This window comes from Chordicoccus furentiruminis (genome assembly GCF_019355395.1).
In the GTDB taxonomy this organism is placed as follows: domain Bacteria; phylum Bacillota; class Clostridia; order Lachnospirales; family Lachnospiraceae; genus Chordicoccus; species Chordicoccus furentiruminis.
In genome coordinates this window covers 1641434-1658521 of sequence record NZ_CP048829.1, presented here as the reverse complement: position 1 = coordinate 1658521, position 17088 = coordinate 1641434, and the positions used below count along the sequence as shown (strand labels likewise).

Below are 17088 nucleotides of genomic sequence, written 5' to 3'. Positions count from 1 at the left end.
AAACCTGTCCGGCACGCTCACAGATTGGAAAGGAAGATCTCGGCGCCGATCACGATGAGAATGCAGCCGCCGAGAATCGAGGCCCGGCCGGCCAGCTTTGTCCCGAACCGCTTTCCGATCAGGAGCCCTCCGACGCAGAGCCAGAAGGTGACCGCCGCGATGATCAGCGATGCCGTCAGCGCAGCGTCCATGCCATATTCCGCGATCGTGAAACCCACCGACAGCGCGTCGATGGAGGTCGCAACTCCCTGCAGAAACAGCGTCCGGGCGCCGAGCCTCGACACCGCCGGCTCCGCGCACCGGCGGCAGCGCACGCCGTCCCGCAGCATGCCGCCGCCGATCAGACAGAGCAGGACGAGCGCGATCCACGGAATGCATGTCTCGAACACACGGAAGTACGAAGCCGCCATCCGGACGAAGAACCAGCCCAGCACCGGCATCAGAAACTGAAACCCGGCGAAGGTTCCCGCAATGATCGTCATCCGCCTGCGGCTCATCCCCGGATCGCCGAGACCGTCGGCCATCGAGACAGAGCACGCGTCCATCGCGAGCCCTGCGCCCAGCATCACGCTGTTGAAGAAAAAGGCCAGGTTCATCCCGTCTTACGCCTGCTCCTTCATCTTCCGGATCAGATCCCAGATCGCCTCCGCGGAATTGAAATTTTCGGGAAGCAGTTCATCCGCGCTGATGCTGACATCGAACGTATCATTGATGTCCCCGACGATCGAGATAATATCGAAGGAATCCAGAATTTCGTCGTCAATCAGTTTCTTTTCCTTGTGAAAGTCCACATCCGGTCTTGCTTCCTCAAGAATCTTCATCAGTTCATCCATCTTTCTACCTCCTGACTTTGTTACGCGGCCCGGTGGCCGCCGTCTTTGTCCGATCCTCCGACCGCATCTGACGCTGCGCCTGTCCGGAACGAAGTGTAATTGTGTTATTGTAGCACGTCCGGTCCGCCCGCACAATGCGAAGATTCTTCCGGACACGCGGGTTTCAGAAAATGCAGTCCGACAAACGCGCCGTAAGCGGCGAGATAGGCCGCAGCGGCCAGCCGCAGGTCAAAGACCTGATCGAACAGATACCCGCTGTAGGACAGAAGGCTCTCGGATACCGCCACCGTGAAAAAAGCACCGAATGCGCGGGGCTTTCGGACCGTGAGAACGAGCAGCAGGATATCCAGCAGATACGCGTACCGGTCATGCATGCCCGGCAGGATCAGCACCGCGGTCCAGACAAAAAGCGCCGCGGTGGCGAGGAATCCCTCCGGCGTCTCCAGCAGATCGCGGCGGCGGCCCAGCGCGAGGATCAAAAGCGCCAGCGCAGCCGCCGCCCCCAGCACCGCGCCCCGGTGGAGCACGTCATAGGAGCCGCCAAAGAGCTGCCAGATATTCGGGAAGCGGGCCGTCATCACCGGAAACTCCGTCGTCTGCTTCGCGTAGATCAAAAACGCTTCCGTCACCGGCCGCCCCATCAGCACGGCCGGCAGCGAAGCCGCCAGCATCACGGCCGGAACCAGGAGAAACCAGAAAATCGAAAACCGTTTCCGGTACAGCCAGACGGCGAGATAGAACGGAAGGATCAGGATCGCCTGAAGCTTCCACGCGAAGGAGATGCCGAGAAGAAGAAGCGAGCGGCCGTAAGCCCCGTCATAGAGATCCGCCATCGACCAGACGATGAAGGCGGTATAGATCGCGTCGCACTGGGCCCAGAGCGAAGAATTGAAAATCACCGTCGGCGTCAGAAGGCAGAGACAGACCGCCGCCGTCATGCTCCGGCCTTCCGGACCGGAGAGTGGAAAACCGATCCGCCCCCTCCGGCGTCCGGAAACGGGAAGAGCGGAGGCGGAATCCGGCCGGCGCGTTCCCATCACGGCCAGCACACCCGTCCCGGCTGCCAGAACATAATCGAACAGAATGGAGAGCGCCTTGTACTTCGTCAGCGGATTCATCGGAAGATAGGTCATCAGCGCGATCGCGGTCTGGTAAAGAACGTTGTAGTTGCCCGTCTGATGTCTCAGAGAGGCGAGCCCCCCGCCCCGGCTGATTTCCTGATACCAGGGCAGCAGGTACTTCTGCACGTCCTTCGAGACAAAAGTCCGGTTGCTCACGCGGATCGCAAAGGAAAGAACCAGCACCAGACACAGTACGATCTCTGTCAGATGGCGGTCCATCCAGTCAAGACATCTCGATTCCCAACGGCTCATCGCCTCTTCCCCTCTTTCAGATTTGCTGGTAGATAAACGCCGCCGCGTTGTACCCCGGCCCCCACGCGCCGAAGACCAGCACGGCGAAGATCGCGGTCAGGTAGACCATCCACCGGAAGACAATGCCCTGCTTCGCGAACAGTTCCCGGAACACGAGTCCCTTCTCATTAAAGACATCGACGGCGATCAGAAAGACGATCAGCAGCATCGTGAACCGGAAGGTTCCGGGATCGAGTCCCATCTGCAGGAAGCTTCCGTCGAGGAAGACCGTCGGGTTGAACGTCGTGAAGGTAGCCTTCAGCATCCGGAGCGCCGTCCTGAGAGAAGCCGCGCAGTCGAAGTAGCGGCCCACTGTCACCAGCGCGGCCGTCCTCAGGATCTGGAAAAGCCGCCACGAGAAGCTCGCCCCGTCGATCCGGAGGACGCCTCTCGTCTTCTCCGCCGTACGCTCGAAGACGGAATCGAGAGAAGTGAAGGTTGCCTGATACAGACCGAAGGCGACATAACGCCATGACGCGCCGTGCCAGAGCCCGACCAGCAGGAAGATCACAAAGGAAGCGATCGTCGCGGGCATGATCTTGCCGTAATACGGTCCGATCCGCTTCTTCATCCGCCGGGCCATCCTCGAAAACGGTTTCGAGAGCGCGATCGGATAGAACAGATAATCACGCATCCAGTGCCCGAGCGAAATATGCCAGCGCTGCCAGAAGTCCGAAATCGTCGTCGCCATGTAGGGCGAGCGGAAATTCTCCGTCAGACGGATACCGAAGAGCTCAGAGATCCCCATGATGATATCGATGCCGCCGGAAAAATCCGCGTACATCTGCACGCCGTAGAGCAGCACGCCGGTGAAGACCGTAAATCCCGCGTATCCCTTCGCGTCGAACTGGCCGATGATCTCGTTGGAAAGGACCGATACGTTGGCGCAGATCACCATCTTCTTGAAATAGCCCCAGAGCAGCCGGAGCAAGCCCTCCCGGAAAGCCGTCTCGTCGTACTCGTGAGGCGTAAAAAGCTGCGGCGCCAGCTGGCTGTGCTTGCTGATCGGTCCCTGAATCATCTGGGGAAAATACGAGGCGAACAAAGCATAACGGAAAAGATTTCCCTCGGCTTCGGTCCGCTCCTTGTACACATCAATCAGATAGCCGGTCAGCTGAAACGTATAGAAGGAAATGCCCAGCGGCAGAAGAATATCCGGGACCGCGAGAGCGTGTCCGATATGAAGCGCGCCGGCGGCGGCATTGAGGTTCCGCACCGTAAACGCGCCGAACTTCGGAACGAACAGAACCGTGAAGCAGATGATCAGGGAAAATACAAGCGTCCGCTGCCGCTTCTTCCGGTACGCTTCCTTCACCGCCTTCTTTTCTTCGCGGGAGAGCGGCGCGCCGTCCGCGCCGGTTCGGGCCAGCTCGCTCTTCTGACGACCGGCCAGCCTTCCCATCCGGAACGCGCCCGCCCATGAAATCAGAATCGACGCCGCGAGCACCGCGCAGGCCCGCAGTCCGCCCATACTGTAGAAAAAGACCGCGCTCGTCCCGAGCAGCACGCACCACTGGAAGCGCCGCGGAAGCAGATAATAGAGTGCGTACGCGATCAGCATCAGGAGAAGAAACGGCAGTGAAAAAAGTGTCATATTCATCCTCTATCCTTGGAAGAAAACGGTACGGGACACGTCCCATTGACGCGCCCGGAACGCCGAAACATCTGATCCGGGTTCCCCTCATGTGCGGGGCACGCCCCGCGCGGGACGGGACCGCGGCTGCCTTTCCCGAAACCTTTACTTCAGCGACGCGTACGCCTCGTCGAACTGTTTCTCATCCGCCGCCACCTGATCGTGCCAGGCCGGAAGATCCGACGTCCAGTCCTGATACGCCGCCTCTCCCCGGTGATCCGGCAGTGCGTAGCGCTCCTTCAGCCGGGACGCCAGCCACGCGGTCAGCTTCTGGGCGCCGTAAGCATTCAAATGTGCCGGGTTGACATAATCCCTGGTGATATCCAGCCCGATTTCCCTGATATCCTGCTGCGTGTCGAAAAGATCAAAGCCCGCCATCTCCACCCGCTCCCGGACCGTATTCAGCATCACGAGGGCATCGCCGTTCGGGTCATAGTGCGCATAGGGAAGATAGAAAAACAGTATCTTTGTCTGTTTTTCCGCCTGCCTGCACTCTTTCAGAAGATCATCCAGCACACCTGAAGTGTACGTATCCAGCGATCGGATTTCATCTGTGGGCTGGTCAAGCTCTTCTACCTTCATCACATCGAAGAAAGCGGAATACCCCCGGCCCAGCACCGGATACGCGCTGTTCCAGTTGGCCGGATTCAGCGGTTCCTTGTGATAAATCGCCAGATCAAAGACATAAGGAAGCATGGAAGACGTATGCGGCAGACATTTCCAGAGAAAACGGAAACGATTCATCGAATAGCGGAACGCGTCCGTGTTGAACGCAATATCCTCCTCCGCGCCGTCACGGACATACGCCTTCATGGAACCGTCCGTCAGGAAGGGCCGCACATCGATCAGAATCACCTTCGGATGCTGCGTCTTCAGAATCTCACGGAGCCCGAACGCATAGGTCTCGATTGCCATATCGTTGACACAGAAATTGTAAGAGGCGTAGCCGTATTGCTCAAAAGCCTGCATGGGCATGTAAGCGGCCATGCCGCCGCTGTTACCCATCAGAACCATATCGATCGAATCTTTCTTCTGGGCGTAGAATCCGCTGATTGTGTCCCGCGAGTTACCGAGCACGGGACGCTTCGCGTACGTCAGATGGATAAAAAGATAACTAAAAATAAGAAGGAACACCAGCGCTCTGATGATCCGGACGGCTCCTCGTCTCATGCCACCTGCATTTCCATATAAAACCGGTTCATAAAAGATACAGGTCGATTCTACAATAGTGAATGATGGGTGTCAAATGCGCTCTCCCGGTCAGGCTATGCATTTTTTCAGATTCATTCTTCCGAATCTCCGGCATGCGGATCCGGCCGCATCCGGAAACCGGCCTGCTCGTTGACAGAGTGTACAACTGTACAAATTGTGGATTTTTTGTGAAACAGAAAGTTTTTTGAGAACTAAAATAAAAAGTGTGCTATACTTCTGGTTGAGGATACTGTTGCAACCAGTATCCGAATCCCGGGCTGTCACACCCCTCATATTGGCAGTCCGGTTTATTTTTGCTGTTTTTCAGCGCTATCTGAACGTACCCTTTTCAGCCGCCGGAGTCCTGTTCTCCCCACCAAAGGACATCCGGATGCATGTCCCGGCGAAACGGGCATCCTTCCGCGACGTACGGGCATCCGATTGCATGTTCCGCCAGAAACGGCATCACCGGCAGCGGACCACAAGGAACGAACCGTACCGCTCCGTCTCAGCGCGCCCTCCCTCGCAGGAAACATCCGTCCCGTCCAGCACGACGGCGGTCTGCCCCTTCTCAAGCGTCGTCTTCGTCTGGAAATGCACCCGCCCGATCCGCGTCACCTTCTGAAACATCACATGCTTCTCCGGAATCTCACGCTCCGCAAGATACGTCCGCGGACTGATTTTCCCGTAAAACAGATAGTAAATATAAACGCTGTTAATCTGATCCGTGATGTAGACATCCCTGTCCTCCGCCGTCAGCGAGGCCACCGCCCGGTCGATCCCCTCCGCATCGACACGCCGGATACTCTCCTGATAGCCGCCCGCGTAGCTGCGTGTGAAGGCGGCGAAAGAGAGGATGTAACAGCAGGCGATCACGGCGGCGAAGAGCCTCCGGTCTTCGGCCAGACTGACGATTCCCACCGTCATATAATATAGAAGAGGCAGCCAAAGCGCGTTGATCCGGTTGATGTTCGGCTGCGTCATCGCGCATACAGCGCCCGCCGCGATCAGATTCGCCAGCGCAATCCGGTCGAAGAGCTGTCCGCGCCGCTTCGCCAGAGACACAGCCAGCCCGTACACGATAAACGGCAGTGAGAAGAAGTAGTAAATTCCGTATCCGCTGACCGCGTTCAGCGGCATACCGTCCGTCTGATGCAGAAGAATCCGGAAAGAACCCGCCAGATTGGAGCGGCAGTTGGCAAAAAACGATCCGTTCGCGCTGGTAATCGCCGTAAAACGGTTGAAATCCAGCCTCGGAATCGTGACGCGTCCGAGATGAACCGCCGGAAGATCCAGCGCGTTGATCACGACGAAGACCGCAATCGGCAGCGCGATGACGAAAGCCGCCAGCGCATACAGCACCGTGCCGCGGAGCACACGCCCCGGCGAAACCGAAAGAACTGCCGCCTTTCCCTCCCGCCCGGATCCCGCGCGGACGGACGGAATCAGAAAGAGCAGAAACGCCGCCAGAATCACCGCGGGGATGTAGAGATAACTTGTTCCGTAGGCGTACGCCGAAAGCCCCAGCAGGACGGCGGACAGAGCCGCGTACCGCCGCTTTCCGCGTTTTATCCCGAAATAGAGAAACACCGCCGCATACAGCACGAGGTCCGGGAACAGATTCGACTCGAGCCCCCACCGGCTCTTCATGATATGCCAGGGATTCACGGCAAAGAGCAGAAGGGCCAGCGGTCTTCCGTATCCGGACGGAAGAAGCGAGCGGATCAGAAGCCAGACCACGGCGAGCGAGAGACATCCGATCAGTGCCATCGGAAGCCGCACCGCGAGCGGCGTGCAGCCAAGAAGCCGTATAAACGGAATCAGAAGATACGCATAGAGCGCGTTCTGGCCGCTGCCCCACGCAATCAGATGCACCGGCCAGCTCTGGCCGTTCCGGTCGATACCGTCGTGAACCAGCGCGTACGCCTCATAGCCGATCGACGCCTCGTCCTGATTGAGTCCCGCCGGCATCCCGCCGATCCACGCGATCCGCGCCGCCACGCCGGTCAGCAGAATCAGGCAGACCACCGCCGTATACCACCCTCTTCGTTTCATAGGATACCTCATGTGCGCCGGGTCCGGCGCTGTCCAGAGAAGACTCCGCGGGTTTCCCCGGCCCCTCTGGCTGCTGTCCCGGACCCGGCTGCGTCTCCTGTTTTCCGTGAAATCGCACCGCGCCCCCGCTTCTCAGTCCAGCTGCCACCGCACGTGGCTTCCGGATTCGTCCCGCCGCACGATCAGCTGATTGCCGATCTCCTGCCGCAGTTCTGTCACATGCGAGATGATGCCGATCAGCTTTGTCCGTCCGGCCATCTGCGTCAGCACCTTCACAGCCTCGTCCCGCGAATGATCGTCCAGCGAACCGAAGCCCTCATCGATGAACATCATGTCAAGATGAATCGACGCCGCGTTCTGCTGGATCTGGTCGGCCATCCCGAGCGCCAGGGACAGCGCCGCCATAAACGACTCGCCGCCGGAGAGCGTCCGCACATCCCGGACCCGCCCGGTCACCGCGGAATACACCATCAGGTCCAGACCGTGGTTACGGCCTTCGCCTGCCCTCTCAAGATCATACATCCGCAGCTCGAACTGTCCCGCCGACATCTCGCGGAAGCGGATATTGGCCGCGCGGAGAATCCTCTCGAGATAGTACCGCTGCACATAAGTCTCGATGTCCATCCGGAAGCCGCTTACCTTGCCCGCAAGCCGGCTGTACATCGAATCCGTTCTGGAAAATGCATCCACGGCCGCGGCCCTCTCCTCCATCCTGGAGGACAGCGCCGCCAGCGCGGTCCGGTCCGCGCTCCGCTCCGCGCGGCACGCTTCGAGAGCCGCCTCAAGCCCGGCCCTCCGTGCCTCGGCGGCGGCCCGCGCCGCTTCCAGCGCCTCCGGATCCGGCTTTGCCGCTCCGCCGATGGCCTGGACGGCGGCGGAGCGCAGCCGCTCCGCGGCCGCCTGACGCCGCCGCCAGTCGTCCGCCCGCTCGCGGATCGTCTCGATTTCCGTCTTCGGGTAACGCGCGGTCAGCGCGCGCCAGTCCGCCTCCGTCAGCTTCCGCTCCTCCATCGCCGCGCGGTACGCGCGCTCCCGGCCGGCTGCGCGCGCACGGAGATCCGGCAGTTCCGCGTCATACCGGCCGATCAGCGCTGCGGCACGGTCCCGGGCGGTGCGGCGGGCGGATGCCTCCGCCTGCGCCCGCCCGGCCTCCTGCTCCGCCCGTTCCTTCGCCGCTCCGGCGGCGGCCAGTTCCTTCGCCGCCTCTTCTTCCGTCGGGAACGTGAGTGAAGCGGAAAGCGCGGCGAGGGCGGCTTCCGCCGCCGAACCCGCCGCCTGCGCCTCCGCCAGCGCGGACTGCGCGTCTCCGGCCGCCTTCTCCAGCTCCGTCCGGCGCGCGGCCGCGCCGTCAAGGAGTCGCTGTACCTCCTCAGCCTTCCGGCATTCCTCCTTCCGCACACTCTCTTCCGCGCGAAGCGCCCCGATCAGCGCGTTCAGATGCGCGGCCGCTTCCTCCGGATCTTGGATCGCTTCATCAGCCGTTCCCGGGCTCCCCGCAGGTCCCGTCTTCATGCTCTGCGGCTCTCCATCAGCCGCATCCGTCTGTTCCTTCCTCTCCTGTCCGGCGATCCCCGATCCGCTCACGCCGGCCGTGTCCGCCCGGCAAGTGTTTCCCTCCGGGTCTGCATAGCCCGTCCTGCCTGCACCGGCTGCGTCCGCGCTCTGCGGCTCATTCCCGGCCATCCGACGCTCCGCCGCGCGGATCCTTCCGGCAAACGCGTCAAGAGCCGCCGACAGCTGCCTTTTTCTCTCCGAAAGCACCTCCGCTTCCGCCTGCGCAGCTTCCGCCGCCTTCTGCTGCGCCTCCTGAAGACGCGTAGTCTCTGCCTCAAGACGGTCCAGTTCCTCCCGCGTCAGCACATCTCCGTCCGCCAGAGGACAGGGATGCGGATGGTCAATCGAGCCGCAGACCGGACAGGGCTCGCCGTCCCGCAGCTTCTCCCGGGCGAGAAAACCGGCCTGTGCATCCAGAAACGCCACCCGCTGCTTCCCGTACGCCGCGTAGCCTTCAAGATACCGCTCACGGGCCAGCCCGTAGGCGTGTCTCGCCGCCGCGGCCCGCTCCGTCTGTGCCTCCGTCTCCTTTCCGGAAACGCGAAGCGCCTTCAGTTCCTTCGCGAGCGCGTTCGCCTCGTCCGCTTCCCTTCTCCACAGCGCGAAGCGCATCGGCGCGTCCTTCAGCCGTTCCGACTCCTTCCGCCAGACGGCCTCCTGCTTTCCCAGCGCATCCAGGTCCGCGGAAGCCTTCGCCGCGGAGGCCTCCGCTCTCTTTCCAGCCTCACCGGCCCGCTTTTCGTCCGCCTTCGCTTCTCTGATTCTCGCGAAGGTATCCAGCGCCTTGCCCGCCTGATCGGAAACGCGGCTCCAGTCCGAAAGCGCCTGCTCTCTGGCCGCGCGCGCCTCCGCCTCGGCGGTATCCGCCCGCACGGCGGCCTCCTTAAGCTCCGGCAGCGCTTCCTGCTGCGCCGCGCGGTCCGTCTCCTCCGCCTTCAGCTGCCGCTGCGCCTCCTCGTTCAGTTCCGCTGCCGCCTTCACGTCATAGGCGGCCGCGATCCTCCGCATCCGCTCCTCGTCCGCGCGGACCGCATCCGCTCCGGCAGCCAGAGCAGCCAGCTCACGGTCCGCCTGCTCCCTCTGACCGAACCAGCGGAGCAGATCCTTCGCGGCCGTGCACGCGGCGTAGCGCTGATCGCGCGCGCGCCGCGCCTCCTCATACGCGCTTCTGAGGCCTTCATACCGCGCGTCGAGCCTTACGCAGAGCACCTTCAGCTTCTCCATAAACGGCTCGAACACCGTCACCTGCAGATGATCCCCGGAAAGAATCGAATCCTTCAGCGCATTGATCTCCTCCGCCTCCGGATCGTCCTCCGGCACTGTCACATGGGCCGTCTCGGTCTGCACGGCGGTATGGATCCGGGCCATACCGGCCAGCGACTCCTTTCTCCGCCGCGCCAGCTCATCCACCATCGCCTGATAGAATTCCGTGCCGAACAGACGCCGGAAAATCAGCTTCCGCTCATCCGACTTCGCCCTCAGCAGCGTCATAAACTCGCCCTGGGCGATCATCGCCACCTGCATGAACTGGCTTTTCGTCAGGCCGACGATCTCCACCAGCTTCTCATCGGTCTCCTTCGCGCTCCCCGGAAAAACCGTTCCGTCCGGCAGCGTAAGCGTCACCGTCTCCTTCTCCTCCCGAAGGCCGGATCCCTTCTTCAGCGGACGGAGATGGCGGGGCGTCCGCCGGACCTGATAGATCCGAATCCCGCCGTCCCGCTCCTCGGAGAAAGTCAGCTCGGCAAACGGCTCCGTGCTGACCGCCGAGTACTGACTCTGCAGCTCCGCGCCGTCCTTCCGGTTGCTCTCCGAGCTTGCCTGACCGTAAAGTGCGAACACGATCGCGTCGAAAATTGTGGTCTTTCCGGCGCCCGTATCGCCGGTGATCAGAAAAAGGTTCTGCGTCGGCGCTGTAAAATCCACCGTCGTCCGCTGTCCGTACGAACCGAAAGCCTCCATGACAAGTTTAACCGGCCGCATCGCACAGTGCCTCCTTCCTGATCCATCCGTTTCCCCTGCCGACCCCCGCTCTCCCGAACAGAGTCCGCTGTTATCAGCGGCCTCCTCGTCACGTTCGCACCGTGTTCATCACATCCGTCAGCAGCGCGCGGTCCGGTCCGTCCATCCCGCCCAGAAAAGCGTCGCAGAGCGCCATCGGATCCAGCTCCGCCGCCTCCGCCGGCGCTTCAGCGGAAAGAGGTCCGCGAAGCGTCTTCCTCCGGATCTCGAGCAGATTCGGAAACGCCGTCCTCAGACGGTCCTGCATGTCGATCACGTTAAGATCCGCCGGATCGGTGAGCGTCACGGTCACATAGTCCTCCGAAGGCCGTGCCAGCACCTCCTCGAGACACCCCTCCAGCACGCGGACCTGATGAAGCGGCCTGAGCGGAAGCACCCGGATTGAAAGATTTCCCTTTTCTCCCAGATCCGCCTCGATGACACCTTTCTGCTGACCCGCCTCGCTCACCGAACAGGCCAGCGGCGTGCCGCAGTAGCGGAACCGGTCCGCACCCACCTTCATCGGCTTGTGGATATGCCCCAGCGCCGCGTAGTCAAAAGGTTCCAGCACATCCGCGTACACCGCGTCAATGTTTCCCACCGTTCTGATCTCCGAGTCCATCCGCTCGATCTGCTCCGGATCCGTTCCGCGGGGAAGATAGAACTGATGGCTCACAAGCACATTCCGCTCCGAGCGGTCGATCTCCTCCCGCGCCAGAAGCCGGCGAACCGTCTCGTCATAGGAAAACTGACTCCCGTCCTCATTTGTACCGATGACGCCCCGCACCATCGAAGGGCGAACGAAAGGCATCAGATAGAAATGCACCCGGCCGAACGAATCCGTCAGCACAACCTGCTCGATCCGCTCATCCGGCGTCTGCGGAGGCATACCGATCATATGAACCCTCTGATGGCTCAGAATACTCCGGTAGACATTGATCCGCGCCGCGCTGTCATGATTTCCGCTGATCATCATGATCTCCGCTTCCGGAACGGCAGCCGCCAGCGCCGAGATGAAATGATCGAATACTTCCGCCGCGTCCGCGGACGGAACCGCGCGGTCATAAAGATCGCCCGCGATCAGCACCGTGTCCGGCTTCTCTTCGGCTGCCATCTCCACGATCTGCGAAAGGATCGCCTCCTGATCCTCTCTCAGATCATGATTGACCAGCTTCAGCCCGATATGAAGATCCGAAAGATGAAACAGTCTCATGGAACGCACCCTCACGCACCGAACAGCATCTGAAACAGCAGGATCATCGCGGGCAGCGTCACGACGCAGAGCAGCGTGCCCAGCACGTTGTAGCGGCTCGCCTTGACCGGCTCCTTCTGATAAAGGACGGCAAGCTGCGACACCGTCGCGGCCGGAGGCGCCGCGGCCCCCATAAACAGCACCAGCATCACCGGCTTCAGATCCGGATGCGCGGCAAGCCATCCTGTGGCGTAGAGAAGAAGCATCGCGATCAGCGGCAGCACGACAAGACGGCCCGCGTTGATCAGCCAGGCCTGTCTCATCGTGAACACTTCTCTCAGATCGCTTTCCGCGATCACCATTCCGATGATCAGCATCGACGCCGGTCCGACCATATTCCCGAACCCGCTCACGGCCGTCATCAGAATCTGAGGGAGACGGATCCCGGCCAGCATCAGCGCCACCGAGATCAGGATCGCGAGCACGTTCGGATTAAGCAGCAGCCTTGCCGGACGGAGCCGTCCTCCGCCGATAAAGAGCGACTGCCCGTGGCTCCATGCCAGCAGATTGAACAGAACCTGTATCGCGCAGCTGTAGAAGACCATCTCCTCTCCCAGCGTCAGCTGCACCAGCGGCATGATCAGATTCCCGCAGTTCATGTAGATCAGCGTCGCCTCATCGATGGCGTCGATCCGTCCGGTCCGCCGGAGCAAGCCCGCGATCAGAATAAACAGAGCGAAAATCAGAGCGGAAACCGCCACCGCCGCGAAGAATCCGACCTTCTGCTCCGGCGTGATGTCCCGCTGGAACGCCTGCAGAATCAGGCACGGCGTCAGCACATACGCCGTCAGCTTCGTCAGCGGTCCCGCGTCCGCGCTTTTCAGAAAATGCACCCGCACGATGCCGAATCCCGTCACAACCATCAGCATCATCGAGATCAGATTCTTCATGAGCGCCAGACTCATTGCCATCGTTTTTCCGCTCCCCTCCGTCTATGGCCGCTGCCGGCTTCCGGCTTCGGCCCTGTTTCCCCATCGAACCGGCTGCCGTATCGCCGGTGCCTCTTACCGGCTCCGTTCCGCCGGCCTCAGTCAGTTCTTCGTCTCCTGCGGCTTCAGCCCTTCACTTCATCAAACACCTTCGTCACTGCCTCCTCCGGAGCCGGCGTCGCAAGCGAGACGATGACGTTCACGACGATCGCCAGCACAAACGCCGGCAGAAGCTCGTAGATGTCGAAGCTGCCGCCCAGCGGACGGACACAGTATTTCCAGATAAAAATCATCAGGCCGCCGGTCGCCATCCCCGCGAGCGCTCCGTACCGGTTCGATCTGCGCCAGAACAGAGCCAGCAGCATCACAGGACCGAAGGAAGCGCCGAAGCCGGCCCACGCAAACGAGACGATGCCGAACACCGAGCTGTCCGGATTCCAGGCGATCCCCACGCCGACCAGCGCGATGATAAGCAGCGAAATCCGGGAGATCAGAAGAAGCTTCTTCTCCTCGATCTTCGCGTGCAGGCAGCGGATCAGAATGTCATTGGAAACCGAAGAGGACGCGGCCAGCAGCTGCGAATCCGAGGTGGACATCGTGGACGCGAGTATACCCGAAAGCACCACGCCCGCGGTCACCGCCGCGAGTATGCCGTGCCGGGAGAGAACATCGGAAATCCGTACGATCACGGTTTCGGATGCATTTCCCGAAAGCGACGCGATCACTCCCGCTTCCGTCATCGCATGGCCGACCAGTCCGATGAGAACGGCCACTGCCATCGAGATCACGACCCAGACCGTCGCCACACGGCGTGAAAGCGCGATCTTATCCTCGCTCTCGATCGCCATAAACCGGAGCTGGATGTGCGGCATGCCGAAGTAGCCGAGTCCCCATGCCAGCGTGGAGACAACCGTCAGCGCCGTGTACGTGCCGGCCTTGCCTGTAACCGGATTATAGGACTGTGTAAAGCTGAGGTAGCCGGGCAGCTCCTGCGCGCGGGCGACGACCTGATCCCAGCCGCCGGCCGACCAGATACCGAAACCAAGCACCGCCAGCAGTGCAATCGTCATGATGATGGACTGAATAAAATCCGTGAGCGACGCGGCAAGAAATCCGCCGGATGTCGTATAGAACATGATGACGATCGCGCTGATGATCATCGCGAGATGATAATCCACTCCGAACAGCGAATGAAAAAGCTTCCCGCAGGCCGCAAATCCGGACGCCGTATAGGGAACGAAAAAAATGATGATCCAGACCGCTGCCAGAAAGGTCAGTACATGCTTTGTATCACCGTACCGGTTGGAGAAAAACTCCGGCAGCGTAATCGAGTTCGTCCGCTCCGTGTAGCGGCGCAGCTTCTTCGCGACCAGCAGCCAGTTGAGATACGTACCGCAGGCCAGCCCGATTACCGTCCACCCCACATCCGCAGTGCCTGTGAGGTATGCCAGTCCCGGCAGACCCATCAGCAGATAACTGCTCATATCCGAAGCCTCGGCGCTCATCGCCGTGACCAGCGGCCCGAGCTTCCGGCCTCCCAGATAGAAATCGCCGACCGTCTCGTTTTTCTTCGACAGCCTGACTCCGATGCCCATCATCGCAATCAGATAGATGCCCATCGCCGCCAGCATCAGAAACTGTGCTCCCGTCATATCGCGTCCCCCTCCCGGTTGTCCGTATACGTTGTGCGGTACGCCTCCGTTTCCGGCCTCCGTCCGACCTCCTCACCTGAAGGTCCGTATACATAATTTTGCATAATTATAAATCCGCACGCCTCTCCTGTCACGACCTGACGCGCGGATTCCTCTCATTTTCCTGTTTCTCCGGTTCCGTTTTCCGAAGCTGTTCTTTATCCGCCTTCCGGCTTGCTCTTCTCCTGTAAACAGGGAAGCGGAAAAAGATCCTCCTCCCGCTTCCCTGTTCTCACCATTCGTCCGCCTGATTTTTTCCTGTTCCTTACCTGCTCCGGTCCGATGTATAATCATTTCGTATGAATCTGGTCATGAAAGCGATAATGGGAGCAGATTCTGACCTGCTGTCAGTTCTTCTGCCGCCCGCCACCGTATTGCAGAAGGAGGATTGAAATGACGATCACAGAATTTGTCTACCCGGGCTGCCCTTACTGCGCTCAGATGCGCGGCATTCTGAAGGAACTAAGAGATGAGATACCCGAAATGCAGTCCGTCGACATCCGCGAAATCGATGAAGTCGCGGATGCCGAAACAGCCGGCCGGTATGATTATTACTACACGCCGAGCTTCTTCGCCGAAGACCGGAAAATCTATGAAGCGCACCCCTCCCGCAGCCGTGCGGAAGCGAAATCAATGATGAAGACGGCCCTGCTGAACCTGCTGTAACTTTCTCCGGATGGTATTAAGCACCCTTTTCTTGTCCGCTGACCAGAGCGGTGCAATCAGGAGTCGTTTCGGTCCGTCTCCGGTGAGGCGGTGGATGACCATATGCTCCGGAAGAATCCGGACACAGTCTGCGATCAGATCGCTGTATTCATCCAGTGACATCACCGGAAACGGATCCGCTTCGTATTCCTCCGCCATCCTTGTCCCTTTCAGGATATGAAGCATCTGGAGCTTGATTCCGTCTATCCGTCCCTGTGCCGGCCGGCCGCCGTGCTCAGCAGCTTTCTTCTCATCCTGACCGTCGTGCTCAGAAAATACCTGCTCTCTTGCTTCTCCGTCTCCACAGTCCGTTCGGTCTCTGCCCAGCCCCGCCAGATACCGCACCGTATCCAGCATATCTTCCCGGCTTTCCCCCGGCAGACCGAGAATCACATGAACGATGACGGTCAGTCCGGCTGCCTTCAGCCGCCGCACCGCATCCTCAAAAACCGGCAGCGGATATCCCCTGCGGATCCGAGCCGCTGTCCGCTCATGAATCGTCTGAAGCCCGAGTTCCACCCAGACCGGCTTGCCGGATTCCTCCTGAAGCCGCCGCAGCATATCAATTTTCTCGTCTTCCAGACAATCCGGACGGGTACCGACCGACAGGATCACGATCTCCGGCCTCATCAGGGCTTCCCGGAACAAATTTTCCAGATACGCGGTATTCCCGTAGGTGTTGGTATACGACTGGAAATACGCGATGTACTTTCTCCGCTCCATCGGAACAGACGCGGGGATCTTGCCGTCCACCAGCTTTCTGGCCAGCCGGATCTGCTCTTCAACGGGAAGCATCGGCGCGGCAAAGTCACCGGATCCTCCCGCCGAACAGAACGTGCACCCACCCGTTCCGACTGTTCCGTCCCGATTCGGACAGGTGCATCCAGACTGCAGCGACAGCCGGTAGACCTTGACTCCGTATTTCGCCTTCAGCACCTCCGATACAGTCAGAATCCTTTTCATGTTCCGCCGCACAACATCCTTTCCGCTGCAATCCTTTCTGCTGCAATCCGTTTCGCTCCCGTCAGCCGCATCTTCTGCAACTACTGTTCCCGTTTCTTTCTTCTTCCTTCCGAATCGTTTCCGCTCTGCCGTCTTTTCACGCCCCCGCAGCCGCCTGTTCCGCTTCCGCTGCCATTCTTTCACTGACCTCTCCCTGCCTGCGCCGCAAATATCTCCAGTTCCTTATTGCCGGCGGGGCGCCTTATGACAGCTCCTTTCTCTCATACACTCTGACGGAAATCAGCCACGACACGACGGCCGACGCAACAGTCAGAAAAATCGCTGCTCCCGCCAGGGCCGCCGGCTGCATGCCGCTGATCCCGCCGGTTATCTCTTCCCCGCCGCCTGTAAGCAAACCGACCGCCACCACCATCGCGATCAGAATCAGCCGCACCACCGAGGCCCGCTGTGAGCCGAAGATCAGAATCAGAGGAATGGACATAGCGGAGAATAAAAACGAGACAACCGTCATGACCAGCGCCGTGAGGAGAACCTCATCGCTCCCTCCGGTAAAAGCCCTGGCTATGGCTGCGATTATCACATAGAGAACAATCTCCATCGCGAGAAGAAGATACGTGCCGGCATAATAGGATGTGACAATCTCCTTTCTCGAAAGCGGGAGCACCTCACAGTACTGTTTCCACTTCGTCGTTTCATCCGATTGAAGAACCGACGCGGCAAACATACTGAGCATCACAATCGCATAGACCGCCCAGAACCGTCCTTTTCCGGGTATTACCCCCATTACCAGAAAAAGCAGGGAAAGGATCAGCAGCCTTTTGAACTGCCGTACAATCAGCAGCATGTTCTTGTAAAGCAGACCCTTCATTCTT

The 17088-nt window shown here is 60.1% G+C and carries 13 protein-coding genes; 1 reads left to right on the top strand and 12 read right to left on the bottom strand.

Annotated elements, in window-relative coordinates:
• Nucleotides 1-17: 17 nt before the first annotated feature.
• From G4C92_RS07820 to G4C92_RS07775, 10 genes are all read right to left on the bottom strand, one after another.
• The gene (locus G4C92_RS07820; protein ID WP_274939310.1) at nucleotides 18-596 is read right to left on the bottom strand and encodes a manganese efflux pump MntP; all 579 of its coding nucleotides are present in this window, start codon (nucleotides 594-596) and stop codon (nucleotides 18-20) included.
• A gap of 6 nt (nucleotides 597-602) precedes the next feature.
• Nucleotides 603-833, bottom strand: a complete 231-nt coding sequence (locus tag G4C92_RS07815; RefSeq protein WP_274939309.1) for an acyl carrier protein — start codon at nucleotides 831-833, stop codon at nucleotides 603-605.
• Between the two features lie 104 nt (nucleotides 834-937).
• Nucleotides 938-2206: a hypothetical protein gene (locus tag G4C92_RS07810; RefSeq protein ID WP_274939308.1), complete on the bottom strand. Its 1269-nt coding sequence runs from the start codon at nucleotides 2204-2206 to the stop codon at nucleotides 938-940.
• A 16-nt stretch (nucleotides 2207-2222) separates the two neighbouring features.
• Nucleotides 2223-3845: an MBOAT family O-acyltransferase gene (locus G4C92_RS07805; protein WP_274939307.1), complete on the bottom strand. Its 1623-nt coding sequence runs from the start codon at nucleotides 3843-3845 to the stop codon at nucleotides 2223-2225.
• 138 nt (nucleotides 3846-3983) lie between these two features.
• Nucleotides 3984-5048, bottom strand: a complete 1065-nt coding sequence (locus G4C92_RS07800; RefSeq protein WP_274939306.1) for a hypothetical protein — start codon at nucleotides 5046-5048, stop codon at nucleotides 3984-3986.
• A 486-nt stretch (nucleotides 5049-5534) separates the two neighbouring features.
• Nucleotides 5535-7124 (bottom strand): glycosyltransferase family 39 protein, encoded by a 1590-nt coding sequence (locus G4C92_RS07795; protein ID WP_274939305.1) that lies wholly within the window; start codon nucleotides 7122-7124, stop codon nucleotides 5535-5537.
• A gap of 132 nt (nucleotides 7125-7256) precedes the next feature.
• Nucleotides 7257-10658, bottom strand: a complete 3402-nt coding sequence (locus G4C92_RS07790) for an AAA family ATPase (RefSeq protein ID WP_274939304.1) — start codon at nucleotides 10656-10658, stop codon at nucleotides 7257-7259.
• 88 nt (nucleotides 10659-10746) lie between these two features.
• Nucleotides 10747-11889, bottom strand: a complete 1143-nt coding sequence (locus tag G4C92_RS07785; RefSeq protein WP_274939303.1) for an exonuclease SbcCD subunit D — start codon at nucleotides 11887-11889, stop codon at nucleotides 10747-10749.
• Between the two features lie 11 nt (nucleotides 11890-11900).
• Complete coding sequence (locus G4C92_RS07780) at nucleotides 11901-12839, bottom strand: AEC family transporter (RefSeq protein ID WP_274939302.1); 939 nt, start codon at nucleotides 12837-12839, stop codon at nucleotides 11901-11903.
• 143 nt (nucleotides 12840-12982) lie between these two features.
• Nucleotides 12983-14509: a sodium/proline symporter gene (locus G4C92_RS07775; protein WP_274939301.1), complete on the bottom strand. Its 1527-nt coding sequence runs from the start codon at nucleotides 14507-14509 to the stop codon at nucleotides 12983-12985.
• 432 nt (nucleotides 14510-14941) lie between these two features.
• Here G4C92_RS07775 and G4C92_RS07770 point away from each other — a divergent pair, with 432 nt between their 5' ends.
• Nucleotides 14942-15214 (top strand): glutaredoxin domain-containing protein, encoded by a 273-nt coding sequence (locus G4C92_RS07770; protein ID WP_274939300.1) that lies wholly within the window; start codon nucleotides 14942-14944, stop codon nucleotides 15212-15214.
• On the opposite strand, the gene G4C92_RS07765 is transcribed toward G4C92_RS07770, so the two are convergent.
• Nucleotides 15179-16228 (bottom strand): TIGR01212 family radical SAM protein, encoded by a 1050-nt coding sequence (locus tag G4C92_RS07765; protein ID WP_408611772.1) that lies wholly within the window; start codon nucleotides 16226-16228, stop codon nucleotides 15179-15181. The two genes, G4C92_RS07770 and G4C92_RS07765, sit on opposite strands and share 36 nt — an antisense overlap.
• Before the next feature lie 229 nt (nucleotides 16229-16457).
• Nucleotides 16458-17084: an ABC-2 transporter permease gene (locus tag G4C92_RS07760; protein WP_274939298.1), complete on the bottom strand. Its 627-nt coding sequence runs from the start codon at nucleotides 17082-17084 to the stop codon at nucleotides 16458-16460.
• Nucleotides 17085-17088: the final 4 nt, after the last annotated feature.